This is a genomic window from Streptomyces sp. TE5632 (assembly GCF_054061295.1).
In genome coordinates this window covers 3,918,107-3,942,352 of record NZ_JBSSEA010000003.1, presented here as the reverse complement: position 1 = coordinate 3,942,352, position 24,246 = coordinate 3,918,107, and the positions used below count along the sequence as shown (strand labels likewise).

Sequence of the window (24,246 nt, the reverse complement as noted above, 5' to 3'; positions counted from 1 at the left end):
CGGTGGGGGTCCCTTCCGCTCGAGCGAAGCCGAGCGTGGGGGAGCGTGACGGCAACGCCGCTGGGGGTCCCCCTGCTCGCAGGGCTTGGGGGAGGGCGTGCCGGCCCCGCGTCTGCGGCATGATCCGCCGGACAGGCCCCATGGGCAGGGCGCGGGCCGGGCAGCGGAGGCGCCCCGTCCGGTTCGGGAGGCGGGGCTGAGTTTCCACCGTCTTTACCTCCCCTTGGGTGGAACCGTCAGCCTCTGGATATCCTCCTAACCCTTACGGGGGGCGTGTGCCCTCGTTGTCCTGAACCTCTCGATGGGGCGGAGCATGATCGAGGCAGTCGGCCTGACCAAGCGGTATGGCGACAAGACCGCTGTGTACAACCTTTCCTTCCAGGTGCGCCCCGGTGCCGTCACCGGCTTCCTCGGCCCCAACGGTTCGGGCAAGTCCACGACGATGCGGATGATCCTCGGCCTGGACAACCCGACCGCGGGCCACGTCACGATCGGCGGCTACCCCTACCGCAGTCTGCCCAACGCCGCCCGGCAGGTCGGCGCGCTGCTGGACGCCAAGGCCGTGCACGGCGGCCGGTCCGCCCGCAACCACCTGCTGAGCCTGGCCCAGCTGTCCGGCATCCCGGCCCGGCGGGTGGACGAGGTGCTCGGCGTGGTCGGGCTGCACGAGGTGGCCGGGCGGCGCTCCAAGGGCTTCTCCCTGGGCATGGGCCAGCGGCTCGGCATCGCCGCCGCGCTGCTCGGCGACCCCCAGGTGCTGCTGTTCGACGAGCCGGTCAACGGCCTCGACCCCGAGGGCATCCTCTGGGTGCGCAACCTGATGAAGTCGCTCGCCGCGGAGGGTCGTACGGTCTTCGTCTCCTCCCACCTGATGAGCGAGATGGCGCTGACCGCCGACCACCTCATCGTGATCGGCCGGGGACAGCTCCTGTCCGACATGAGTGTGAAGGACTTCATCTCGGCCAACTCCGCCGACTTCGCGCGGGTGCGTACGCCCGACACCGAGCCGCAGCAGCGCGAGAAGCTGTCCGCCGCGCTCAGCGAGGCCGGCGGCCAGGTGCTGCCCGAGCAGGACGGCGCGCTGCGGGTGATGGGGCTGCCGCTGCCGCGCGTCAGTGACATCGCCCACGACACCGGCGTACGGCTGTGGGAGCTGTCACCGCACCAGGCCTCGCTGGAGGAGGCGTACATGCGGATGACACAGGGAGCGGTCGACTACCGCTCGACCGATGACCAGAAGGCAGGGCTCCAGCAGCCGCTGCCGCCGGGCGTGCAGCCTCCGGTGCCGGTGCCGGGCCAGGGCCAGCCCGGCTGGTACGCCCCGCCGCCACCCCAGCAGGGCGGTCAGCAGTTCGCGGCGGCCCCGGGCGCACCGCAGGCTCCCACGGGCCCGTACGGCGCTCCGGGCGCCCCTGGAGCCGCCTCGGGGGCCCCGATGGCCAACCCGTACGCCCAGCCCGTCCCGCAGCCTCCCGCCGCCGCTCAGCCGGTCCGGGGCACGGCGCCGGCCGCTCCCCCGCCGGCCGCTCCCCCGGCCGCCCCGCCCAGCCCGTCCAGCTCCGACGTGACCAAGCCCGAGGACGCCCGATGAGCACGCCCCAGCCCCCGACCCAGCAGGCCGCGCCCGTACGGCAGGCGACGGACCCCGGTTACCACTCGCCGATCCCGGTGGTGCGCACGCACCTGGGGCACGCGATCGCCTCCGAGTGGACGAAGATCCGGTCGGTGCGCTCCACGATGTGGACGCTGGGCGTGTTCGTGCTGCTCGTCGTCGGCATCGGCCTGCTGACCGGTGCGGTGGTGGCGAGCACCGACACGGACCTGAACGGTGAGAACGCGCTGTCCATGGGCTTCTTCGGACTGCTCCTGGGCGGCATGTGCGTCATCACGCTGGGCGTGCTGACCACGGCCACGGAGTACGGCACCGGCATGATCCGCACCACCATGGTGGCCTGCCCCTCGCGCGGGCGGGTGCTCGCGGCGAAGACCCTGGTGTTCTTCCTGGTCGCCTTCGTGGTGACGTTGCTGTCCGCCACGGCCGTCGCGTTCCTGCACGTGGTGATGCTGGAGGGCAACAACGCGGGGGAGCCCACCGCCGACGAGTGGCTGAAGGCCACCGTCGGCATCTCGCTCTACCTCGCGCTGCTCGGCACGCTCTCGCTGGCCGTCGGCTCGATCATCCGGCACTCGGCGGGTGCCATCACCATCATGATCGGCGCCGTGCTCGCCCCGCTGGTGATCGCCATGTTCATGTTCGCCTCCTCGCTGGAGGAGGTGCGCAACGCCCTGTTCGAGTACTCCGTCCCGAGCCAGATGAGCGTCTTCTACGCCAACTCCCTGACCACGTCCGGTCCGTCCGGCTGGGATCCGCTGTGGATCATGCTCGGGGTCACGGCTGCGGCGCTCGGCGGCGCCTTCGCCCTGCTGGGGAAGCGGGACGTGTAGGAGCCCGGCCGGAACGGGAGAGCGCCGGGCTCAGAACCTCGGCGCGTTACGGGACCGCTGCACCCGCGTGGTGCGGCGGTCCTTCGCGTTCCAGCAGGCCTTGTGCCAGTGCCGGCGGTCGTCGGCCCCCGCGTGCTCCGGCCAGGCCACCACGTGCGGCACCCCGTCCGGGATCAGCTGGTCGCAGCCGGGACAGCGGTACGCCTTGCCCTGGGCACTGGAGCCCGCCACGTGCCGCACGCTCCACTCCTCGCCCTGCCAGCTCTCGGTGGACTGCCAACCGCCGTACCGTCCGGAGTGGTCCTCGGCGCTCCGGCCGGACGAACCGGCTCCCTTGGGTCGGTTACGACGCGGGGACACAGAACACCTCACGGAGCTATACAGGATGCGGGACCGCTTCCAGCCTACGCGGCGCCGACCGGGGCACGCGTAGGGAACCAAACATCACAAGCTTCCCTTCACAAGGGCGCAACACTCGCTCCAGAACCGCCCATTCTGCAGACAATCCGTAAATTCCCCTCCGAGCCGTGTCCTCGGCACGTGTCAGACGGTTATGCCCTGCGGGGGAGCTCCGTGTCGGAGCCAAGGAAGCAGGAAAGCGATGCGCGTTGGAAGTTTCGTGTTGGCCGCCCGGTTCCCCGGGCAGGGCGACGGGGAGGCACTGCACCGAGCGGTCCGTTCGGCCGAGGTGGCCGAGGAGGCCGGGCTGGAAGCGGTCTGGCTGGGCGAGCACCACTTCGTGCCGTACGGCACCTGTCCGTCGGCGGTCACCCTGGCGGCGTTACTGCTGGGCCGCACCCGTCGCATCCGGGTCGGTACGGCGGTCAGTGTGCTGCCCACCGTCCATCCGGTGGCGCTCGGCGAGCAGGCGGCGCTGCTGCACGTCACCAGCGGCGGGCGGTTCTCGCTGGGCGTCGGGCGCGGCGGGCCGTGGGTCGACCTGGAGGTCTTCGGGTCCGGCCTCGAGGCGTACGAGAAGGGGTTCCCCGAATCACTCGATCTTCTGACGCGCTGGCTGCGCGAACCCTCCGTCGCGGCCGCCGGGGAGCGTTTCCGGTTCCGTGAAGTGCCCGTCGTCCCGCGTCCGTCGGAGTCCCTCACCGAGGCGGAGGGCCCCGAGGTCGTGGTCGCCTGCACCTCCCCGGCGAGCGTGCGGCTCGCGGCCGAGCGCGGGCTGCCGATGCTGCTCGGCATGCATGTGGGGGACGAGGAGAAGGCCGAGATGGTCGCCCTGTGGCAGCGGCACGCGCGTGCGTGCGGACGGCCGGCGGCGGAGATCCACCGCGCGGCCCATGTGTCGGCCGGCGTCGCGCAGATCGCCGACCGGCGCGCCGACGCGGCGGAGACGCTCCTCAAGGCGCTGCCCGGCTGGCTGCGGCAGGGGCTCGAGGCCCATGTCACGGTGGACGACCGGGAGCGGCGGATGCGCGACCCGCTGGCCTACACCGAACTCCTCTGCGGGCTGCATCCGGTGGGCACCCCGCGGCTGTGCGCGGACCGGCTCGCCGCGACCAGCGAGCGGACCGGCATCTCCCGGTTCGCCCTGCTCGTCGAGGGTTCCGGCGACCTCGCGGCGACCGAGGAGAACGTACGGCGGCTCGGCGCCGAAGTGATCCCCCAACTCGTCTGAACGAGCGGGGGATTCCGGTGAGACTTGCCGCCCCGGTACAGAGCGCACCTCCCGCGTACGGAGCGGCAAGCGACGTGGCGCGTCAGCAGTCGCGCAGTTCCGGCGACTGGTTCAGCAGCTGCCCGCGGACCGAGGTGAACTTGGCCAGCCTCTCGTCGACCGAGGAGTCGAGCGGGAACACGGCCACCCGGTGGCAGTTCTGGAAGGCCAGCCGGACACCGAAGTGCCGCTGCAGCGCGCCGCGTATCGCGTCACTCGCGAGCGCACGCAGCAGCTGACCGCGAGCCTGCTCGTCCGGCGGAGGCGTCTGGTTGTCGGCGAACTCTCCGCCGTCCACCTTCAACTGGGCCACCAGGGAGCTGATCATCTCCCACGCGTAGGGCAGGGAGGTCCGGACGCAGTCGACGAAGTCTGCTTCGTCGACCTCGCCTCGCTCGGCCTGTTCGAGTAGGGCCGGTGAGACGTCGAGCGACATGGGTTCTCCTCTCGCACCCCCGCCGGGCGGGGGTTGCCTGACAGATACGGGAGTTCGCAGAATCCGACACGCTGCGTGCACACGCCGCGACCTCCCGTTCAATACCGTAAGCAACTGGCCGGGGCCGCACCAGGAGAATCCCCGGATGCGGGACTTGCTGTGGGCCGGGAATCGGCCATCGCCGAACACGCGTTTTCCAGGAGATACAGGACACACCTCGAGGGCCTGGAGTGGCTCCTGTGACTCGGTTCCGAGTCGTTCGCGGGACCGGGCGAATCGCATCGACCGCGGCCCTTCGAGTAGCGTTGCCGACCATGCGTCTCGTCATTGCCCGCTGCTCCGTGGACTACGCCGGGCGGCTCACCGCGCACCTGCCCTCGGCACCCCGCCTGATCCTGGTCAAGGCGGACGGAAGTGTCTCGATCCACGCCGACGACCGGGCCTACAAGCCCCTGAACTGGATGTCGCCGCCCTGCACGCTCAAAGAGGGCAGCGGTGACGAGGAGGGGATCTGGACCGTCGTCAACAAGGCGGGCGAGAAACTCATCATCACGATGGAGGAGGTCCTGCACGACTCCTCGTACGAACTGGGCGTCGACCCCGGCCTGATCAAGGACGGCGTGGAAGCCCACCTCCAGGAGCTGCTCGCGGACCGCATCGAGACGCTCGGCGAGGGCTACACCCTCATCCGTCGCGAGTACATGACCGCCATCGGCCCCGTCGACATCCTCTGCCGCGACGCCGAGGGACAGACCGTCGCGGTGGAGATCAAGCGACGTGGTGAGATCGACGGCGTGGAGCAACTCACTCGCTATCTGGAGCTGTTGAACCGCGATCCGCATCTCGCCCCGGTACGCGGTGTGTTCGCGGCCCAGGAGATCAAGCCGCAGGCCCGTGTGCTCGCCACCGATCGGGGCATCGGCTGTCAGGTCCTCGACTACGACGCCATGCGGGGCATCGAGGACGACAAACTGCGCCTGTTCTGAGCGGCGTCACGGCATGTGCGAAGGGCCGGTTCCCCGTCGGGGAACCGGCCCTTCGCACATGCCCGAAAGTGTTCCCGGGCGTCCGCGGACGCCCGGGGGTGTCAGATCACCGTCGTTTCGGAGCTGCTCGGCGTGCCCGCCTCGCTGCTCTGCGGGGCGCTCGCCGAACTGCTCGTCCCCGACTCCGTCTGGGCCGGGGTGGAGGAGGTGGGGCCGCTCGCCGAGTCGGACGTGGCCGGCGGCGGGGTGTAGTCGCCCGTCGGGTCCGTCGTCGGGGTGGTCGGCTCGTCCGTGGGTTCGTCCGTCGGCTCGTCCGGCGACTCGGTCGGCTTGTCGGTGGGATCGCTCGGCTTGGTCGACGTCGACGGATTCGCGGGCGAGGACGACGACGCCGTCGGCGTAGAGGGCGTGGTCGTCGAGTCGTCCGGCTTCCCGGTGTCGCTCGGATCGGCCGAGACCTCGCCCGACTCCGTGGCCGTCGGCGTCGGGTCGTCGGAGGTGCCGAGGGTGCCGTCCGGGCCGGGGCCGGCCGGCCGGCTGGTGGCGTCACCGGTGTCACCGCCCTCCTCGGTCCGCCGGTCCGCGCCCAGGCTGCCGTCGTCGGCACCCTGGCTCGCGGACGGGTTGACGCCGACGTTCTCCGACGGGGCACCGGGGTCGTTCTCCGAGGTGGCTCCGAGGGTGACCACCGTGCCCAGCACGGCGACGAGCAGCGCGCCCGCGCCGGCCGCCACGAGGTTGCGCCGGGCCAGGCCCTTCAGTCCGACGCCGGCCTTGGGCGTGGGCGCGGGCGTCGGCACGGGCGAGGTGCGGTGGACGATCAGGCCGGTGTCGGTGGGCGGCTGAAGCTCCGGGAAGGCCGTCGGCACCCCGCGGGGCGGCGAGGCCGACTCCTCGTACTGGGCGTCCGGCACCTCCTCCCCCGCGGTCGGCGCGAGCGCCGCCGGGATGCCGGAGCGGTCGCTGACCAGGGCCAGCGCCCGGCGTCCGGCGATGGTGCCGCGCTTGTCGGCGACGGCCCCGCGCAGGCCGACGGAGGCCTCCAGTTCGGCACGGGCGCGGTCCAGCTCCCCCACGCACAGGGCGTGGATGCCGAGCTCGTGGTGGAAGTAGGCCTCCTCCGCCACGTCCCCGGCGAGCCGGGCGGCCTCCGCGCCGGCCCGCAGGGTCCGCTCCCAGGCGCTCCAGTGCAGGCCCGCGGCGAACGCGGGGGCGGCGGTGCGGGCCAGTCGCACCGCCACGTCCGCCTCGCCCTCGTCGGCGGCCGAGGCGAGCGGCGACAGCACGGCGAGCGCGGCGAGCACCGCGTCGGCCTCGGCGCAGACCCGTTCCGGGGTGACCGAGGGGTGTCCGGCCCACCAGGCGTAGTGCTGGGCGGCGGTGCGAGCCTGCGCCTGCGCCCCGTCGGCGTACCCGGCGGCCTCCAGCTGGGCCGGTACGCCGGCGGCGAGCCGGTAGCGGGAGCCGGCCGGGGCGACCAGCCCGCAGGCGGCCAGTTCGCCGAGCGCGGCGTCGGCGTGGGTGTCGCCGACCAGCGCGGGCAGATGCGCCTGGTGCGGGAGTTCGCCGCCGAGCGCGACGGCGAACCGCAGGGTGGCGCGGGCGGAGGCGCTGAGCCGTGCCGCGAGCAGCGGGGCGGGAGCGGCCGCCTCGCCGAGCGAGGGCAGCGGGATCTCGTCACCGTCGACGGCGTCGACGGCGTCGACGGGCAGTTCGTCGGACAGGTCGCCGGGCCAGACGTCCTCGAAGACTCCGAACTCGTCGACGGCGCTGGTGCCGGCGCGCAGCCGGTCGCGCTGCCGCAGCAGGGCACCGGCCTGGACGAAGCGCAGCGGCAGGCCCTCGGACTCGAACCAGAGGTCACCGGCCCAGTTCGACTCGTCCTCGGTGAGGTCCCGGTCGACGGCGCGCTCCAGCAGGTCGAGACCGGCCGCGCGGTCGAGTCCGTCGAGGACGACCTCCTCCACGGCGGAGTCGGCCGACGGGGCGGGCACGTCCGGGGTGGCGCCGAGCAGGAAGGCGCACTCGGGCGTCGCGTCGAGCAGTTCGTCGAGGGCGGCGCCGCCGAACCCGAGGTCGTCGAGGACGACGACCGCGCCGACCTCACGGAGGCAGTCGGCGAGTTCGTCCCGGCCGGGGCGGTACAGCGGGGCGTTGTACACGGCGTAGAAGAGGTCGTACAGCAGATCGTCGGCGCTGCGGCGGTGGCCGTCCAGGCGGACCACGCCGTCGGGGGCGAGGTCCGCGCAGTCCTCGGCGACGACGTCGAGCAGCCGGGTACGGCCGGAGCCCGCGGGTCCGGTGAGGCGCACGGAGCGGCCGCGGGCGAGCAGCCGGACCAGCTTCTCGCGCTCGTCCTGGCGGGCCGTCAGCGGCAGCTCGGGCCGGGCCGGGCCGGGCGGGACGGGCGGCCCGGCGGCCCGCTCGGTCTCGGCGCGCTCGGCCTCCGTCAGTTTCACGGGGCGTGCGGGCCGCTCGGCGGGCGGGCAGGGCTCTATCTCACTGCCGTCGACGGGATTGACGGTCAGCAGGAAGTCGTCGGAGACGAGCTGCACCGTGCGGGCGAGCACGGGCGCGGGCTGCCCGAAGTCGGATGCGAGGGATTCCCTGGGCGGGCGCTGGCGCGGCGCGTGCCCGTCACCGTCACGACCGTACTCCTCGGGTCCCGGGTTGTTCGGGTCCATAAGGTCCTAGCCCCCCAAAAGCGTCGTGTGCCTGGGTCCAAGCCCCTCCCGGCCTTGCTGCACACCGCGCTGTCGCTTCTGGCCCGGGCCCGCTCGAGGGTTGGTGAGGCAGCGGGCAGCCGAACCCTAAACCTTCTCCCAGTATCTACGACAGTCCGGGGTACCGCTCGGTCCGGGACATCACAGTCTCGTGAGGATTGTGCGCACGTCGTACGGGTCGCCGGGGCCCCTCGTCAGTCCGGCCGGGCCTTGCCGGTCGTCAGGTTCATCAGGTTGACCCGGTTCATCTGCTTCGGCCCCCGTACGGCCCTCACACACGGGGCAGCGTGTCCACCCCGATGCCCCCTTCGATCGCCAGGATCCGGTGCAGCCGGGTGGCCACCAACAGGCGCTGCAGCTGTGGCGGTACGTCACGCAGCACCAGCCGCCGGCCGCAGCGGCCGGCCCGTCGGTGGACCCCCATGATCACGCCGAGTCCGGTGGCGTCCCAGGAGTCCAGTTCGGACAGGTCCAGCAGCAGATCGCCGACTCCGTCGTCGACGGCCGAGTGCAGGACCGTACGGGCGTCCGCCGCACTGCGGACATCGAGGCGGCCCCCGACGACCAGTTCGGCGTGGTCGCCCCTGATATGCATATGCGCTCCCGTGCGTGCCGTGCTCCGTATTTTTCAGGGTTTTCAGCTTTTTAAGGTTTTCAGGCTTTTCACGTTTTTGACGACGCTGATGCCACCTCTGACTGCTTGGAGCCCGCAGAGGTTGCCCCGCGTAAGCCAACCGATACCGAATCAACCCCGGCGCGTGATGAGCACCGGGGCGTTCGGGATGATCAGTACGCGTAGAAGCCCTGCCCGCTCTTCCGGCCGATGTCACCGGCGTCAACCATCCGGCGCATCAGCTCGGGCGGGGCGAACTTCTCGTCCTGGGACTCGGTGTAGATGTTCCCGGTGGCGTGCAGCAGGATGTCGACGCCGGTCAGGTCGGCGGTGGCCAGCGGCCCCATGGCGTGACCGAAGCCCAGCTTGCAGGCCAGGTCGATGTCCTCGGCGCTCGCCACACCCGACTCGTGGAGCTTCGCGGCCTCGACGACGAGGGCGCTGATGAGGCGGGTGGTCACGAAGCCGGCCACATCGCGGTTGACGACGATGCAGGTCTTGCCGACCGACTCGGCGAACTCCCGTGCGGTGGCGAGGGTTTCGTCGCTGGTCTTGTAGCCGCGGACCAGTTCGCACAGCTGCATCATCGGCACCGGCGAGAAGAAGTGCGCGCCGACGACCCGCTCCGGGTGTTCCGTCACAGCCGCGATCTTGGTGATCGGGATGGCCGAGGTGTTGGAGGCGAGCACGGCGTCGTCGCGCACGATCCCGTCGAGGGCGCGGAAGATCTCGTGCTTGACCTCGAGCTTCTCGAAGACCGCCTCGACCACGACGTCCGCGTCCGCGCAGGCGTCCAGGTCGGTGGTCGCGGTGATCCGGGCGAGGGCCGCGTCGGCGTCGTGGGCCTCGAGCTTGCCCTTGCTCACGAACTTGTCGTACGACGACTTGATTCTGTCGGTACCCCGTGTGAGCGCCTCGTCGGTGACGTCGCGCAGGACGACGTCCCAGCCCGCCTGAGCGGAGACCTGGGCGATTCCGGACCCCATGAGACCGGCCCCGATGACGGCGAGCTTCCGTGCCACTGTGCGACTCCCCTTCGAAACACTCACACGCTGTTCCTGTACGTCACTCGCGGACACTAGCGCTCGCGAGCGGATGTGTGAGGGGTTAGTAATGCGTGTCACGTCTCACGCAGTGAGACGCCCATCACTCCCGGCGCCTCGGGGGATCCTCGGGTTCGGCCGTCAATCCTCCCCACCGTCAACTCCAGTCATTCATCCACTGATTGTTGACGCGCGTAGCACTGTGCCGCACGCTGGTCGACGGGTGCCGTCCGGGCGGGCGGCGCCGCCCCATCCAGCGACGGACGGTCGGGAGGCCGGAATGCTGAGACGCGCGACACGCATCCTTCTCTCATTTGTCATGGTCATGGCGGGAACGGTCCTCGGAGTGGGCGCCACCGCCGGCACGGCGCACGCCGACGAGTGCTACACCTGGAACCGCACGCTGTCCCAGGGCTCCTCCGGCAGCGATGTGACGCAGCTGCAGATCCGGGTCGCCGGCTGGGTGACCTCCGGCGAGCGGCTCTCCTACGACGGCCAGTACGGTGCCCGCACCACCGCCGCCGTCAAGAAGTTCCAGTCGGCGTACGGACTGCCCGCCGACGGTGTCGCCGGTCCGCAGACCTTCAACAAGATCTACGCGCTCCAGGACGCCGACTGCACGCCCGTCCACTTCAGCTACGCCGAACTCAACAAGTGCAACTCCACCTGGTCGGGCGGCGCGGTCCCGGCGGCCACCGCCAAGGCGAACGCCCTGAAGACCATGTGGAAGCTGGAGGCGCTGCGACACGCGCTCGGTGACGTGCCGATCACCATCTCCAGCGGCTTCCGCTCCTACGCCTGCAACAGCGCGGTCGGCGGCTCGTCGACCAGCCGTCACCTCTACGGCGACGCGGCCGACCTCGTCGGCTCGCCGAGCCTGTGCACCCTCGCCCGCCAGTCCAGGGTCCACGGCTTCTCCGAGATCCTCGGCCCCGGCTACCCCGGCCACAACGACCACACCCACGTGGCCTTCGACCCGTCACCGTACTGGTCCGCACCCACCTGCGGGATCTGACACGACGCTTCACCCCACCCGAGACCGACCGTCACGGCGGGCCGTGACGGTCGGCACACCCGTGTCCGGACCTCCGGGGCCTCACTAGGCTGGCCCCATGGTCAACCTGACACGCATCTACACGAAGACCGGCGACAAGGGCACCACCAACCTCGGTGACATGAGCCGGGTCGCCAAGACCGACCTGCGCATCGCCGCCTACGCCGACGCCAACGAGGCGAACGCGGTGATCGGTACGGCGATCGCGCTGGGTGCCCTGGACGAGGAGGTCGTCGAGGTCCTCACCCGCGTGCAGAACGACCTGTTCGACGTGGGAGCCGACCTGTCGACGCCGGTCGTGGAGAACCCGGAGTTCCCGCCACTGCGGGTCGAGCAGTTCTACGTGGACCGGCTGGAGACGGACTGCGACCACTTCAACGAGCGGCTGGAGAAGCTGCGCTCCTTCATTCTCCCGGGGGGCACGGCGGGCGCCGCCCTCCTCCACCAGGCCTGCACGGTGGTCCGCCGCGCGGAGCGCTCCACCTGGGCGGCCCTGGAGGCGCACGGCGACACCATGAACCCCCTCACCGCCACCTACCTCAACCGCCTCTCCGACCTCCTCTTCATCCTGGCCCGCACCGCCAACAAGGAGACCGGCGACGTGCTGTGGGTGCCGGGCGGCGAGCGCTGAGGGGCGACGGCAGCGGGCCGTCCGGGCGTCTGCCCCGACGGCCCCCCGGCCGGGCTCACCGGCGGACGCTCTTCTTCGGCTCGGCGAGACCGTCCCGGTCCGCCCGCCCCTCGCCCGCCGGGGCCTTCTTCGGCCAGAGCCAGTACGTCAGGGCGATCAGGCCGTGGATGCCCGCGGCTTTCCAGGCGGTGGTGCGCCAGCTCTCCAGGGAGCCCACCCGGCTCGCGTCGCCGACGTACCAGATGGCGAGCTGGAGCAGCACGGTGGCCACGGCGGCCCCCGCCAGCGTGCCCAGCCACACCTTGGCCTCGTGCCGGGCGCGGGCCATGCCGTAACGGGGCGGGCCGGCCGGCTCGGGGGCGCCGCCGAACCGGTGGGCGGCGTGGCCGTCGAGCCACTTCACGGTGCGGTGGCCGTGCCCGACGGTGTAGCCGATGTAGAGCGCGGCCAGACCGTGCGCCCAGCCCGGCTCGGCACCGTTCTTCAGATCCAGCGCGGTGGCGACCAGCAGGACGACTTCCAGCAGTGGCTCGCACAGCAGCAGCGCCAGGCCGGTGCGCGGCATGCGCAGCAGGTAGCGGAAGGCCAGTCCGGCGGCCAGCAGCACCCAGAAGCCGATCTCGCATGCGGCGATCAAGGCGACGATCACGGTTCGCTCCTCTCGGTCACCCTTTCAGGCTCCCGTGCGGACCGGTCGGGCGCGTCGTCGTCGCCGACGAACCTCGGGTACATCGAAAGATGCAGTCCAGCGCCGTGCAGGAACGTACCGGGGCATCAGGCGACGCCCGGGTGCACCGTGTTGGATGGGGTCATGGCCCTACGACTCCCCCGGCCCCAGCGCATCGACGTGTGGGCGTCACTCGCCGGACTGCTCGGCGGGCTGCTGCTGTGGGGCATCGGGCTGGGTATGCGACCCGCCGACGCCGCCTATGTGGTCTTCGACGGCCGGTGGCCGCTCCTGCTGCCGCTCGCCGTGATCGCCGGCTGCGAGCTGCTGCGCCGGACCGCCCCGCGCACCGCGCTGCTCATCGGTACGGCCGCACTGGTGGCGGACGGCCTCACCCAGGGCAGCCTGGCCACGGTCATCATGTACACCGACCTCGTCTACGCCGCCGTCCTGTACGGCACCCCCGGCACCGCCCGCCGCCTCCCCCGGATCGCCGCACTGCTCACGCTCGTGGGGACGCTGGTGCCGTACGCGGTGTGGCGGGAGCCCGAGTCACTGCTGATCGGGGTGGCCGTCGGTGTCGTCGCGTTCGCGCCCGCCTCGACCGGGCTGGTCGTGCGCAACCACCGGGAGGCCGCCGAGGCCGCCCGGCTGCGCGCCGAACAGACGGCGCTGCTCGCCGAGATGGACCGCACTCAGGCGGTGGTCGCGGAACGCGCGCGGATGGCCCGGGAGTTGCACGACGTGGTAGCCAACCACCTGTCCGCGATCGCCATCCACTCCACGGCCGCGCTCTCCCTGGACGACGCCGGCGCCTCCCGCGACGCGCTCACCGTGGTCCGGGAGAACAGTGTCCAGGGGCTGTCCGAGATGCGCCGCCTCATCGGCATCCTGCGGGACGGCGCCACCGCCGACGACAAGGTGCCCGCCGCCACCCCCACCCTCGGCGGTCTCGGCACCCTGGTGGAGGGGGCCCGCGCCAACGGCCTGGAGGTCACCCTCGATTCCCTGCCCGAGGCCGCGCACGGCTCCGTACCCGCGCCGGTGGAGCTCGCCGCGTACAGAATCGTGCAGGAGGCGCTGACCAACGCGCTGAAGCACGCCGCGAAGGGGCGGGTGACGGTGCGGCTGCGCGACCTGGACGGCGCCCTCGAGCTGCGGGTGACCAGCCCCTACGGCGGCCGGGACGCCCCGCGCGCGCCGGGCTCCGGGGCCGGGCTCGTCGGGATGCGGGAGCGTGCCGCGCTGCTGCACGGCACCTTCGAGGCCGGCCCGGAGAACGCCGCGGACGGCACCGGCGGCAAGCTCTGGGTCGTCCGCGCCACCCTTCCCGTCACCGACGTTCCCCGAGGAGGGACCGAATGATCCGCGTCCTGGTCGCCGAGGACCAGTCCGCCGTCCGCGCCGGGCTGGTGCTCATCCTGCGCAGCGCGCCCGACATCGAGGTGGCGGGTGAGGCGGCGGACGGTGAGCAGGCGGTGGCGCTCGCCCGTGAACTGCGCCCGGACCTGGTGCTGATGGATGTGCAGATGCCGCGCCTGGACGGAGTGTCGGCCACCCGGCAGGTCGTCGCGGAGGGGCTCGCCGACGTCCTGGTGCTGACCACCTTCGACCTCGACGAGTACGTCTTCGGGGCGCTGCGGGCCGGGGCCTCGGGGTTCCTGCTGAAGAACACGGAGGCGAAGGACCTCATCGAGGCCGTACGCACGGTGGCACGCGGGGAGGGGATCGTCGCCCCGGCCGTGACCCGACGGCTGATCTCCGAGTTCGCCGCGAAGCCCGCCCGCGGGTCCACGGTCGATCCGGCGGTGCTGGACTCCCTCACCCGGCGCGAGCGGGAGGTGCTGTCCTGTCTCGGCGAGGGCCTGTCCAACGCCGCCGTCGCGGAGCGCCTCGACATGGCGGAGGCCACGGTGAAGACCCACGTCAGCCGCCTGCTGGGGAAGCTGGGGCTGCGCAGTCGCGTGCAAGCGGCGGTACTGGCACAGGAATTGGGGATCTGACCGAAACGAGTGGGTGGTCCAGACCTATTGACCCGTGGTCCAGACCTTTCTATCCTCGCGGCACCGTGGATGTGAAGGCTCAGTCATGTCCACGGCGATATCCCCCACCCCACAAAGGAGGCGCGCCATGCGCTTCAGACACAGAGCCGTGGCAGGGTTCTCGACCCTGCTCCTCCCCCTCTCCGCTCTCGTCGCCCTCGCGAGCCCCGCCCAGGCCGCGACCTCGGCGACCGCCACCTACGCCAAGACCCAGGACTGGGGCTCCGGCTTCGAGGGCAAGTGGACGGTGAAGAACACCGGCACCACGACGATCAACTCCTGGACCGTGGAGTGGGACTTCCCCTCCGGCACCAAGGTCACCTCCGCCTGGGACGCCACGGTCACAAGCTCCGGTGACCACTGGACCGCCAAGAACGTCGGCTGGAACGGCACCCTCGCCCCCGGGGCGTCGATCTCCTTCGGCTTCAACGGCAGCGGCCCCGGCTCCCCGTCCGGCTGCAAGCTCAACGGCGGCAGCTGCGACGGCACCTCCGTCCCCGGCGACGCCGCCCCCTCCGCCCCCGGCACCCCCACCGCCTCGGGCATCACCGACACCTCCGTGCGGCTGTCCTGGTCCGCGGCCACCGACGACAAGGGCGTCAAGAACTACGACGTCCTGCGCGACGGCGCCAGGGTCGCCACCGTGACCGGCACCTCGTACACGGACACCGGCCTGGCCAAGGGCACCGACTACTCGTACACCGTCCAGGCCCGTGACACCGCCGACCAGACCGGTCCGGTCAGCGGCGCGGTGCGGGTCCGCACCACCGGCAACACCGAGGAGCCGCCGCCCACCGGCAACAAGATCAACCTCGGCTACTTCACCGAGTGGGGCGTCTACGGCCGCAACTACCACGTCAAGGACCTGGTGACGTCCGGCTCCGCCGCCAAGATCACGCACATCAACTACGCGTTCGGCAACGTCGTGGGCGGTCAGTGCAAGCTCGACGACGCCTACGCCGCCACCGACAAGGCCTACACCGCGGACCAGTCCGTCAGCGGCACCGCCGACGCCTGGGACCAGCCGCTGCGCGGCAACTTCAACCAGCTGCGCCAGCTGAAGGCCAAGTACCCGCACATCAAGGTGCTCTACTCGTTCGGCGGCTGGACCTACTCCGGTGGCTTCGGCCAGGCCGCGCAGAACCCGGCCGCGTTCGCCAAGTCCTGCAAGCAGGTCGTGGAGGACCCGCGCTGGGCCGATGTCTTCGACGGCATCGACATCGACTGGGAGTACCCGAACGCCTGCGGCCTCACCTGCGACACCAGTGGTCCGGCGGCCTTCAAGAACCTCTCCCAGGCCCTGCGTGCCGAGTTCGGCAAGGACTACCTGGTCACCGCCGCCATCACCGCGGACGGCTCGAACGGCGGCAAGATCGACGCGGCCGACTACGGCGGCGCCGCCCAGTACCTCGACTGGTACAACGTGATGACGTACGACTACTTCGGCGCCTTCGACAAGGACGGCCCCACCGCCCCGCACTCGCCGCTGACCGCGTACAACGGCATCCCGCAGGACGGCTTCAACTCGGCCGCCGCCATCGCCAAGCTGAAGGCCAAGGGCGTCCCGGCGAGCAAGCTGCTGCTCGGCATCGGCTTCTACGGCCGCGGCTGGACCGGCGTCACCCAGGCCGCCCCCGGCGGCACCGCCACCGGCCCGGCGCCCGGCACCTACGAGGCCGGCATCGAGGACTACAAGATCCTCAAGAACAGCTGCCCGGCCACCGGCACCATCGCCGGCACGGCGTACGCCCACTGCGGCAACAACTGGTGGTCCTACGACACCCCCGCCACCATCAACAGCAAGATGGCCTGGGCCAAGAACCAGGGCCTGGGCGGAGCGTTCTTCTGGGAGTTCAGCGGTGACACCGCGGGCGGTGAACTGGTCGGCGCCATCCACAACGGCCTGAAGTAGGCCACCGGCACCCGACCGCGAGCAACAAAAGGTGCTCCCCCGGACACACGTCCGGGGGAGCACCCGCGTCTACACACGTCTACACGTGCCTACGCGACGTTCACCCGCTGGCCGGGCGGTGCCGCCTCCAGCCAGGCGAGGAAACCGGTCAGCGCGTCGTCGCTCATCGCCAGCTCCAGCCGCCTGCCCCGGTGCAGACAGGCCAGGATCACCGCGTCCGACAGCAGCGCCAGCTCCTCCTCGCCCTCGGGCACCCGGCGGCCGGCCACCTCGATCGCCGAGCGCTCCAGGACGCGGCGCGGACGCAGCGCGTAGGAGAAGACCCGGAACCACTCCACCCGGTCGCCGTTGTAGCGGGCCACCCCGTACGCCCAGCCCTTGCCGCCGGTGTCGCCCGCTTCCGGGACGTCCCAGCGCAGACTGCAGTCGAAGGTTCCGCCGGAACGCTGGATGAAGCGGCGGCGCAGGCCGAACACGAAGAGGCCCACCACCACGAGCGCCACGACACTTCCGCACACAGTCAGAGCGAGGACCATCGACACCGACCTCCTCGTCTCCTAGGTAACGGAACGGAAAAATCATCCAGATCTGCCTCAGCCGCGACCGGGTCCGGATCGCTCCGGTCCCAGCCGCGGCTGAGTCACGTCATTGCACGGCTCCCCCAGAGCCTAGACGGCCTGGAAGGCTCCTCGGGTCGTTCAGTGCCCCGCCGCCGCACGCAGTCGTACGTCCGCGCGCCGCTCCGCCGAGGCGTCAGCCTCCGACTTCGCACGGTCCCGCGCCCGCTCCGCGCGCTTGACGTCGATCTCGTCCGACAGCTCGGCGATCTCGGCCAGCAGCGACAGCTTGTCGTCCGCGAACGAGATGAAACCGCCGTGCACCGCGGCGACGACCGTCTCGCCGTCGTTCGTACGGATGGTCACCGGGCCCGACTCCAGCACACCGAGCAGCGGCTGGTGACCGGGCATGACGCCGATGTCGCCGGACGTGGTGCGCGCGACGACCAGGGTGGCCTCGCCCGACCAGACCTCTCGGTCGGCCGCGACCAGCGCGACGTGCAGCTCAGCAGCCAAGATGGCTCCTCGGGTCACCACCCGGCAGGTCCGCCGGGTGTTGGTTACAAGTCTAATGGGCGGGGGTCAGGGGGCGGGACGGTGCCCGCCCCCCGACTCGAGCGCGAGGCTCAGGAGACGCCCAGCTCCTTCGCGTTCTTCTTCAGGTCCTCGATGCCACCGCACATGAAGAACGCCTGCTCCGGGAAGTGGTCGTACTCACCGTCGCAGATCGCGTTGAACGCGGCGATCGACTCGTCCAGCGGCACGTCCGAACCGTCCACGCCGGTGAACTGCTTGGCGACGTGGGTGTTCTGGGACAGGAAGCGCTCCACGCGACGGGCGCGGTGGACGGCGAGCTTGTCCTCCTCGCCGAGCTCGTCGATACCGAGGATCGCGATGATGTCCTGCAGGTCCTTGTACTTCTGCAGGATGTTCTTCACCCGCATGGCCGCGTCGTAGTGGTCCTGCGCGATGTAGCGCGGGTCCAGGATGCGGGACGTGGAGTCCAGCGGGTCCACGGCCGGGTAGATGCCCTTCTCGGAGATCGGACGGGAGAGCACCGTCGTCGCGTCGAGGTGGGCGAAGGTGGTGGCCGGGGCCGGGTCGGTCAGGTCGTCCGCGGGGACGTAGATCGCCTGCATCGAGGTGATCGAGTGACCGCGGGTCGAGGTGATGCGCTCCTGGAGGAGACCCATCTCGTCGGCCAGGTTCGGCTGGTAACCCACCGCGGAGGGCATGCGGCCGAGCAGGGTCGACACCTCGGAACCGGCCTGCGTGAAGCGGAAGATGTTGTCGATGAAGAACAGCACGTCCTGCTTCTGGACGTCACGGAAGTACTCGGCCATGGTGAGGCCGGCCAGCGCGACGCGCAGACGGGTGCCCGGGGGCTCGTCCATCTGGCCGAAGACCAGGGCGGTCTTGTCGATGACGCCCGACTCGCTCATCTCGTCGATGAGGTCGTTGCCCTCACGGGTGCGCTCACCGACACCGGCGAACACCGACACACCGTCGTGGTTGTTGGCGACGCGGTAGATCATCTCCTGGATGAGCACCGTCTTGCCGACGCCGGCACCGCCGAACAGACCGATCTTGCCGCCCTTGACGTACGGGGTCAGCAGGTCGATGACCTTGACGCCGGTCTCGAACATCTCGGTCTTCGACTCGAGCTCGTCGAAGTTCGGCGCCTTGCGGTGGATCGGCCAGCGCTCGCCGTCGTAGCTCTCGTCGCTGTTCAGCACCTCACCGAGGGTGTTGAACACCTTGCCCTTGGTGAAGTCGCCGACGGGGACGGAGATGGCCGAGCCCGTGTCGGTCACCGCGGCCTGGCGGACCAGACCGTCGGTGGGCTGCATGGAGATGGTGCGGACCAGACCCTCACCCAGGTGCTGGGCGACCTCCAGGGTCAGCGTCTTCAGCTCGCCCGCGTTCGCCGGGTCGGCGACCTCGACGTGCAGGGCGTTGTAGATCTCCGGCATCGCGTCGACGGGGAACTCCACGTCGACGACCGGACCGATGACCCGGGCGACACGGCCCGTGGCCGTCGCGGTCTCAACAGTGGTGGTCATTAATTGTCACTCCCCGCGTTTGCGTCGGCCAGAGCGCCTGCGCCACCGACGATCTCGCTGATTTCCTGGGTGATTTCGGCCTGGCGGGCCGCGTTGGCAAGACGGGAGAGCGTGTTGATCAGCTCACCCGCGTTGTCGGTGGCCGACTTCATCGCGCGCCGCGTGGCGGCGTGCTTCGAAGCGGCCGACTGGAGCAGCGCGTTGTAGATGCGGCTCTCCACGTAGCGCGGCAGCAGGGCGTCGAGGACGTCCTCCGCCGAGGGCTCGAAGTCGTACAGCGGAAGGATCTCGTCCTTGGTGGACGCCGTCTCCTCCGCGACCTCTTCGAGGCGCAGCGGAAGCAGCCGGGAGTCGACCGCGGTCTGCGTCATCATCGAGACGAACTCGGTGTAGACGATGTGGAGTTCGTCCACTCCGCCGTCCGCCGCGTCCTTCTCGATGGCCTCGATCAGCGGCGCCGCGACGGTCTTGGCGTCCGCGTACGTGGGCTCGTCGGTGAAGCCCGAGAACGACTCCGCGACCGTGCGCTCACGGAAGTTGTAGTGCGCCAGACCGCGGCGGCCGACGATGTACGTGTCGACCTCCACGCCCTCGCCCTCCAGGCGCGCGGTCAGCTGCTCCGCCGCCTTGATCGCGTTGGCGTTGAAGGCGCCGGCCAGGCCGCGGTCGCTCGTGAGGAGCAGGACCGCGGCACGGGTCGGGTTCTCCGCCTCCGTGGTCAGCGGGTGCTTGGCGTCCGAACCGGTGCCGACGGCCGTGACCGCACGGGTCAGTTCCTCGGCGTACGGCGTGGAGGACCGCACCTTGCGCTGCGCCTTGACGACGCGCGAGGCGGCGATCATCTCCATCGCCTTGGTGATCTTCTTGGTCGCGGTGACGGATCGGATGCGACGCTTGTAGACCCGGAGCTGGGCTCCCATGAGTCAGGTCCCTTCCTTGAACGTCACTTGGCGGCAGCGGCCGGAGCGTCCTCGCCGAGCAGCTTGCCTTCGCTCGTCTCGAACTGCTTCTTGAAGGCCGCGATCGCGTCGCCCACGGCCTGGAGGGTGTCGTCCGACATCTTGCCGCCCTCGCGGATGGAGGTCATGAGGCCCTGCTCACTGCGGTGCAGGTACTCCAGCAGCTCCTTCTCGAAGCGGCGGATGTCGACGACCGGTACCTCGTCCATCTTGCCGGTGGTGCCGGCCCAGACGGAGACGACCTGGTCCTCGGTGGCCATCGGCTGGTACTGGTCCTGCTTCAGCAGCTCGACCATGCGCTGACCGCGCTCCAGCTGCGACTTCGACGCGGCGTCCAGGTCGGAGCCGAAGGCGGCGAACGCCTCCAGCTCACGGAACTGGGCGAGGTCCACGCGCAGTCGGCCGGAGACCTGCTTCATCGCCTTGTGCTGGGCCGAGCCACCGACGCGGGAGACCGAGATACCGACGTTCAGGGCCGGACGCTGACCGGCGTTGAACAGGTCGGACTCCAGGAAGCACTGGCCGTCGGTGATGGAGATGACGTTGGTCGGAATGAACGCCGAGACGTCGTTCGCCTTGGTCTCGACGATCGGCAGACCGGTCATCGAGCCCTTGCCCATCTCGTCGGAGAGCTTGGCGCAGCGCTCCAGGAGGCGGGAGTGCAGGTAGAAGACGTCGCCCGGGTAGGCCTCGCGGCCCGGCGGGCGGCGCAGCAGCAGGGAGACGGCGCGGTAGGCGTCGGCCTGCTTCGACAGGTCGTCGAAGATGATCAGGACGTGCTTGCCCTGGTACATCCACTGCTGGCCGATGGCCGATCCGGTGTAGGGCGCCAGGTACTTGAAGCCGGCCGGGTCGGACGCCGGGGCGGCGACGATGGTCGTGTACTCCAGGGCACCGTTCTCCTCCAGCGCGCGGCGGACCGACGCGATGGTGGAGCCCTTCTGGCCGACGGCGACGTAGATGCAGCGGACCTGCTTGTTCACGTCGCCGGAGCGCCAGTTGTCACGCTGGTTGATGATCGTGTCGACGGCCAGCGCGGTCTTGCCGGTGCCGCGGTCGCCGATGATCAGCTGACGCTGGCCGCGGCCGATCGGGGTCATGGCGTCGACGGCCTTGTAGCCCGTCTCCATCGGCTCGTGCACCGACTTGCGCTGCATGACCGTGGGGGCCTGCAGTTCGAGGGCGCGGCGGCCCTCGGTCTCGATCTCGCCGAGGCCGTCGATCGGGTTGCCGAGCGGGTCGACCACGCGGCCGAGGTAGCCCTCGCCCACGGCGACGGACAGGACCTCGCCGGTGCGGGCGACCGGCTGGCCCTCCTCGATGCCGCTGAACTCACCGAGGACGATGGCACCGATCTCGCGCTCCTCGAGGTTGAGGGCGAGGCCGAGGGTGCCGTCCTCGAACTTCAGCAGCTCGTTGGCCATGGCCGAGGGCAGACCCTCGACCTTGGCGATGCCGTCGCCGGCGAGGGTGACCGTGCCGACTTCCTCGCGCGAGGCCGCGTCCGGCTTGTACGACTGGACGAAGTTCTCCAGTGCGTCCCGGATCTCCTCCGGCCGGATCGTGAGCTCCGCCATCTGAGTTCCCTGCTCTCCTTGTTGGGCCCGAAGTTTCACTTTGGGGGTATTCCACGAGTCGGGACTCCCCCCGGAAGAGGTGAATCCTCTGCACGGCCCAACCAGGGCCGCAAGTACGTTCTTGGTGTTCAGTTGCCGCGTCCGCCGCGCCGTGCGCGACTGCCGCGTCGGCGCTAGCTCGCCAGCCGGCGGCTCGCGTCCTCCAGCCGGTCCGCGATGGATCCGTTGATGATCTCGTCGCCGACCTGCACCCGGATTCCGCCGATGACCTCGGGGTCCACGGCGAGGTTGAGGTGCATGCGGCGGCCGTAGAGCTTCGCGAGGCCGGCGCCGAGGCGCTGCTTCTGCGCGTCACTCAGCGGCACCGCGGAGGTGACGACGGCCACCATGCGGTCACGACGCTCGGCGGCGAGCTTGGACAGGGACTCGAGTCCCGATTCCAGGCTACGTCCCCGCGGCGCGGTCACCAGACGCGTCACCAGACGTTCGGTGGTCGCGTGCGCCTTGCCGCCGAGCAGGCTGTGCAGCAGCTCGCTCTTGGCGGAGGTGGTGGCCTTGCGGTCGGTCAGCGCGGCGCGCAGCTCGGTGCTCGAGGAGACGATCCGGCCGAACCGGAACAGCTCGTCCTCGACACCGTCGAGCGCGCCCGCCTGCTGCGCGGCGGTGAGGTCGGCGAGGTCGGCCAGCTGTTCCAGTGCGTCCACCAGGTCGCGGGACTGCGACCAGCGGGAGCGCACCATGCCGGCCACCAGGTCGGCGGCGTTGCCGCTGAGCTGGGTGCCGAGCAGGCGCTGGGCCAGTTCCGCCTTGGCCTCGCCGGCCTGCGCCGGGTCGGTGAGGACCCGGCGCAACGACACCTCGCGGTGGAGCAGCGCGGTGACGGCGGCCAGCTCTTCGGCGAGCGAGCCGGCGTCGACGGACGTGGAGTCCGTCAGCGCGTCGAGACGCTCACGTGCGGCTGCCAGGGCCTCGCGGCTCGCTCCGTTCATCGTGCGGCCTCGGCCTTCTGGTCGAGGTCGTCGAGGAACCGGTCGATCACGCGGCTCTGCCGGGCGTGGTCCTCGAGGGACTCGCCGACGAGCTTGCCGGCCAGGTCGGTGGCGAGCTTGCCGACGTCCTGGCGCAGCACCGACGCGGCGGCCTTGCGGTCCGCCTCGATCTGCGAGTGACCGGCGGCGATGATCTCCTCACGCTGCCGCTGGCCTTCCGCGCGCATCTCGGCGATGAGCACGGCGCCCTGCTCCTGCGCCTCCTGGCGCAGTCGCGCGGCCTCGTGCCGGGCCTCGGCGAGCTGGGCCTTGTACTGCTCGAGAACGCTCTGGGCCTCGGTCTGAGCGGCCTCGGCCTTCTCGATACCGCCCTCGATGGCCTCGCGACGCTGCTCCAGAACCTTGTTGATGTTCGGGAGGAGCTTCTTGGCGAGGAAGCCGAAGACGATGACGAAGGCGAGCAGGCCGATGACGAGCTCGGGAATCGGCGGGACGAGGGGGTTCTGTGCCTCCTCGGCCGCGATATGAAGCAGTGGGCTCATATCAGAGTGCCTTTCGTCCGGTGAGTCGGTCGCGGATCAGATGATCACTTGCCGTAGACGAACGGCATGACCAGACCGATCAGGGCGAGCGCCTCACAGAAGGCGAAGCCCAGGATCTGGTTGGCGCGGATGAGACCGGCGGCCTCGGGCTGACGGGCGAGGGCCTCGGTGCCCTTGCCGAAGATGATGCCGACGCCGATGCCGGGGCCGAACGCGGCGATGCCGTAGCCGATGGACGCGATGGAGCCGGTGACAGCAGCCAGGGTCTGGGACATTCCGGTTCTTCCTTTTCTTCACGGGCCGGTGGGGGTGGGCCACCGGTCGAATGGGGGCGGTGCGGGACGCTCAGTGCTGCTCGGCGAGCGCGCCCTGGATGTAGGTAACGGTCAGCAGGACGAAGACGTACGCCTGCAGGGCCTGGATGAAGAGCTCGAAGACGGTCATCACCAGGACCATCACGAACGAGACGCCGGCGTAGGCGATGCCGATGCCGTTCAGCAGGTACCAGCTGGCGATGGTGAACAGCACCAGCAGGATGTGACCCGCGAACATGTTCGCGAAGAGTCGCACGGCGTGGGTGAAGGGCCGCACGAGCAGGTTGGAGAAGGCCTCGATCAGCATGACGACCGGCAGCGCGGCACCGAGCGACTTGTCGTAGCCGGTGAAGTTCTTCAGGGCGCCGGTGAAGCCGTGCCGCTTGAAAGTCAGCGAGACCCAGACGATGTAGACGAGCAGCGCGAGGCCCAGCGGGTAGGCGAAGATCGACGTCACCGGCATCTGGGCGAACGGGATGATCGACCAGAGGTTCATCATCCAGACGAAGAAGAACAGCGCGACGACGAACGGGACGTACTTCTCGCCCTCGCGCTTGCCCATCGTCTCGTAGACGACACCCCGGCGGACGAAGTCGTAGCCGGCCTCGGCGACCATCTGGAGCTTGCCGGGGACGACCTGGGGTCGGCGGAACGCCGCCCAGAAGAAGCCGATGATGATGATCGAGCCGAGCAGCGCCAGCAGCATCGTCTTGTTGAAGTACACGCTGCTGTCGCCGTCGCCCCACAGGGGCTCGAACAGGAACGAGTGCAGCCCGGGAGACGGGAAGCCACAGCCGTCGAAGATGTGGCAGTCGGTCTCGAAGGCGAGCACCTGTGTCGGGTCAGCACTCACCGCGGGCTCCTTCAGCGTGGCGCATGGATTCGGCAACCTCGTGGTGTCGGCGCGGCACGGAGCCGCGGTTCGGCACGGGACTGGTGTTACGGATGTGGGGGCGGCGATGGGGCATCTCGCCTCGCGATGTGACAGGCGTCAGCGTGGATGCCCGCGCCCGCGATGCCGCAG

At 70.4% G+C, this 24,246-nt stretch carries 24 protein-coding genes; 9 read left to right on the top strand and 15 right to left on the bottom strand.

The window, feature by feature from the left end:
* The first annotated feature begins 313 nt into the window (after nucleotides 1-313).
* Both ACVW19_RS23370 and ACVW19_RS23365 read left to right on the top strand, forming a co-directional pair.
* Nucleotides 314-1,591, top strand: coding sequence for an ABC transporter ATP-binding protein (locus tag ACVW19_RS23370; RefSeq protein WP_457461468.1), 1,278 nt, complete (start codon nucleotides 314-316; stop codon nucleotides 1,589-1,591).
* The gene (locus tag ACVW19_RS23365) at nucleotides 1,588-2,445 is read left to right on the top strand and encodes an ABC transporter permease subunit (protein ID WP_457461467.1); all 858 of its coding nucleotides are present in this window, start codon (nucleotides 1,588-1,590) and stop codon (nucleotides 2,443-2,445) included. Before ACVW19_RS23370 ends, ACVW19_RS23365 begins: the two co-directional genes overlap by 4 nt.
* Nucleotides 2,446-2,475: 30 nt before the next feature.
* Here ACVW19_RS23365 and ACVW19_RS23360 read toward each other — a convergent pair whose 3' ends face one another.
* Entirely contained in the window at nucleotides 2,476-2,805 is a 330-nt protein-coding gene (locus tag ACVW19_RS23360) for an ATP/GTP-binding protein (protein ID WP_457461465.1), read from the bottom strand.
* 241 nt (nucleotides 2,806-3,046) lie between these two features.
* On the opposite strand from ACVW19_RS23360, the gene ACVW19_RS23355 reads away from it, so the two are divergent.
* Nucleotides 3,047-4,075 (top strand): LLM class flavin-dependent oxidoreductase, encoded by a 1,029-nt coding sequence (locus ACVW19_RS23355; RefSeq protein WP_457461463.1) that lies wholly within the window; start codon nucleotides 3,047-3,049, stop codon nucleotides 4,073-4,075.
* An 82-nt stretch (nucleotides 4,076-4,157) separates the two neighbouring features.
* Here ACVW19_RS23355 and ACVW19_RS23350 read toward each other — a convergent pair whose 3' ends face one another.
* Nucleotides 4,158-4,550 carry an SCO5389 family protein gene (locus ACVW19_RS23350; protein WP_042167610.1) on the bottom strand — a complete coding sequence of 131 codons (393 nt, stop codon included), beginning with the start codon at nucleotides 4,548-4,550 and terminating at the stop codon, nucleotides 4,158-4,160.
* 314 nt (nucleotides 4,551-4,864) lie between these two features.
* Between ACVW19_RS23350 and nucS the strand changes: the two genes are divergently transcribed.
* Entirely contained in the window at nucleotides 4,865-5,536 is a 672-nt protein-coding gene (gene nucS, locus ACVW19_RS23345; protein WP_457461461.1) for an endonuclease NucS, read from the top strand.
* A 101-nt stretch (nucleotides 5,537-5,637) separates the two neighbouring features.
* On the opposite strand, the gene ACVW19_RS23340 is transcribed toward nucS, so the two are convergent.
* From ACVW19_RS23340 to ACVW19_RS23330, 3 genes are all read right to left on the bottom strand, one after another.
* Nucleotides 5,638-8,220 (bottom strand): ATP-binding protein, encoded by a 2,583-nt coding sequence (locus tag ACVW19_RS23340; protein WP_457461460.1) that lies wholly within the window; start codon nucleotides 8,218-8,220, stop codon nucleotides 5,638-5,640.
* 310 nt (nucleotides 8,221-8,530) lie between these two features.
* Nucleotides 8,531-8,854 carry an STAS domain-containing protein gene (locus ACVW19_RS23335; RefSeq protein ID WP_363037596.1) on the bottom strand — a complete coding sequence of 108 codons (324 nt, stop codon included), beginning with the start codon at nucleotides 8,852-8,854 and terminating at the stop codon, nucleotides 8,531-8,533.
* A 191-nt stretch (nucleotides 8,855-9,045) separates the two neighbouring features.
* Nucleotides 9,046-9,894: a 3-hydroxyacyl-CoA dehydrogenase family protein gene (locus ACVW19_RS23330; protein ID WP_457461458.1), complete on the bottom strand. Its 849-nt coding sequence runs from the start codon at nucleotides 9,892-9,894 to the stop codon at nucleotides 9,046-9,048.
* A gap of 301 nt (nucleotides 9,895-10,195) precedes the next feature.
* On the opposite strand from ACVW19_RS23330, the gene ACVW19_RS23325 reads away from it, so the two are divergent.
* Together ACVW19_RS23325 and ACVW19_RS23320 are read left to right on the top strand one after the other, a co-directional pair.
* Nucleotides 10,196-10,930, top strand: coding sequence for a D-Ala-D-Ala carboxypeptidase family metallohydrolase (locus tag ACVW19_RS23325; protein WP_457461457.1), 735 nt, complete (start codon nucleotides 10,196-10,198; stop codon nucleotides 10,928-10,930).
* A 97-nt stretch (nucleotides 10,931-11,027) separates the two neighbouring features.
* Nucleotides 11,028-11,600: a cob(I)yrinic acid a,c-diamide adenosyltransferase gene (locus ACVW19_RS23320; RefSeq protein WP_457461455.1), complete on the top strand. Its 573-nt coding sequence runs from the start codon at nucleotides 11,028-11,030 to the stop codon at nucleotides 11,598-11,600.
* 55 nt (nucleotides 11,601-11,655) lie between these two features.
* Here the strand turns inward: ACVW19_RS23320 and ACVW19_RS23315 are convergent, their stop codons facing one another.
* Nucleotides 11,656-12,249, bottom strand: coding sequence for a hypothetical protein (locus tag ACVW19_RS23315; protein WP_457461453.1), 594 nt, complete (start codon nucleotides 12,247-12,249; stop codon nucleotides 11,656-11,658).
* Nucleotides 12,250-12,411: 162 nt separating this feature from the next.
* Between ACVW19_RS23315 and ACVW19_RS23310 the strand changes: the two genes are divergently transcribed.
* The 3 genes from ACVW19_RS23310 to ACVW19_RS23300 all read left to right on the top strand — a co-directional run bounded on the left by ACVW19_RS23310 (nucleotide 12,412) and on the right by ACVW19_RS23300 (nucleotide 16,221).
* Nucleotides 12,412-13,632: a sensor histidine kinase gene (locus ACVW19_RS23310; protein WP_457461452.1), complete on the top strand. Its 1,221-nt coding sequence runs from the start codon at nucleotides 12,412-12,414 to the stop codon at nucleotides 13,630-13,632.
* Complete coding sequence (locus ACVW19_RS23305; protein WP_457461450.1) at nucleotides 13,629-14,270, top strand: response regulator; 642 nt, start codon at nucleotides 13,629-13,631, stop codon at nucleotides 14,268-14,270. The genes ACVW19_RS23310 and ACVW19_RS23305 overlap by 4 nt, the downstream gene beginning before the upstream one ends.
* 127 nt (nucleotides 14,271-14,397) lie before the next feature.
* Nucleotides 14,398-16,221, top strand: coding sequence for a glycosyl hydrolase family 18 protein (locus tag ACVW19_RS23300; protein ID WP_457461448.1), 1,824 nt, complete (start codon nucleotides 14,398-14,400; stop codon nucleotides 16,219-16,221).
* Nucleotides 16,222-16,310: 89 nt separating this feature from the next.
* Here ACVW19_RS23300 and ACVW19_RS23295 read toward each other — a convergent pair whose 3' ends face one another.
* From ACVW19_RS23295 to atpB, 9 genes are all read right to left on the bottom strand, one after another.
* The gene (locus ACVW19_RS23295) at nucleotides 16,311-16,757 is read right to left on the bottom strand and encodes a DUF2550 domain-containing protein (RefSeq protein ID WP_109378015.1); all 447 of its coding nucleotides are present in this window, start codon (nucleotides 16,755-16,757) and stop codon (nucleotides 16,311-16,313) included.
* Nucleotides 16,758-16,919: 162 nt separating this feature from the next.
* Nucleotides 16,920-17,294 carry a F0F1 ATP synthase subunit epsilon gene (locus ACVW19_RS23290; protein WP_457461446.1) on the bottom strand — a complete coding sequence of 125 codons (375 nt, stop codon included), beginning with the start codon at nucleotides 17,292-17,294 and terminating at the stop codon, nucleotides 16,920-16,922.
* Between the two features lie 110 nt (nucleotides 17,295-17,404).
* On the bottom strand, nucleotides 17,405-18,841 hold the full coding sequence (atpD, locus tag ACVW19_RS23285; protein WP_361462055.1) for a F0F1 ATP synthase subunit beta: 1,437 nt from the start codon (nucleotides 18,839-18,841) through the stop codon (nucleotides 17,405-17,407).
* Nucleotides 18,841-19,761, bottom strand: coding sequence for a F0F1 ATP synthase subunit gamma (locus tag ACVW19_RS23280; protein WP_457461445.1), 921 nt, complete (start codon nucleotides 19,759-19,761; stop codon nucleotides 18,841-18,843). Before ACVW19_RS23280 ends, atpD begins: the two co-directional genes overlap by 1 nt.
* Nucleotides 19,762-19,784: 23 nt before the next feature.
* Nucleotides 19,785-21,377, bottom strand: coding sequence for a F0F1 ATP synthase subunit alpha (atpA, locus tag ACVW19_RS23275; protein ID WP_457461444.1), 1,593 nt, complete (start codon nucleotides 21,375-21,377; stop codon nucleotides 19,785-19,787).
* A gap of 173 nt (nucleotides 21,378-21,550) precedes the next feature.
* Nucleotides 21,551-22,366 (bottom strand): F0F1 ATP synthase subunit delta, encoded by an 816-nt coding sequence (locus ACVW19_RS23270; protein WP_457461442.1) that lies wholly within the window; start codon nucleotides 22,364-22,366, stop codon nucleotides 21,551-21,553.
* Nucleotides 22,363-22,908 (bottom strand): F0F1 ATP synthase subunit B, encoded by a 546-nt coding sequence (locus tag ACVW19_RS23265; RefSeq protein WP_406725462.1) that lies wholly within the window; start codon nucleotides 22,906-22,908, stop codon nucleotides 22,363-22,365. Before ACVW19_RS23265 ends, ACVW19_RS23270 begins: the two co-directional genes overlap by 4 nt.
* A 44-nt stretch (nucleotides 22,909-22,952) precedes the next feature.
* Nucleotides 22,953-23,183 (bottom strand): ATP synthase F0 subunit C, encoded by a 231-nt coding sequence (atpE, locus tag ACVW19_RS23260; RefSeq protein WP_363037620.1) that lies wholly within the window; start codon nucleotides 23,181-23,183, stop codon nucleotides 22,953-22,955.
* A gap of 70 nt (nucleotides 23,184-23,253) precedes the next feature.
* Nucleotides 23,254-24,075: a F0F1 ATP synthase subunit A gene (atpB, locus tag ACVW19_RS23255; protein WP_457461441.1), complete on the bottom strand. Its 822-nt coding sequence runs from the start codon at nucleotides 24,073-24,075 to the stop codon at nucleotides 23,254-23,256.
* Nucleotides 24,076-24,246 lie beyond the last annotated feature (171 nt).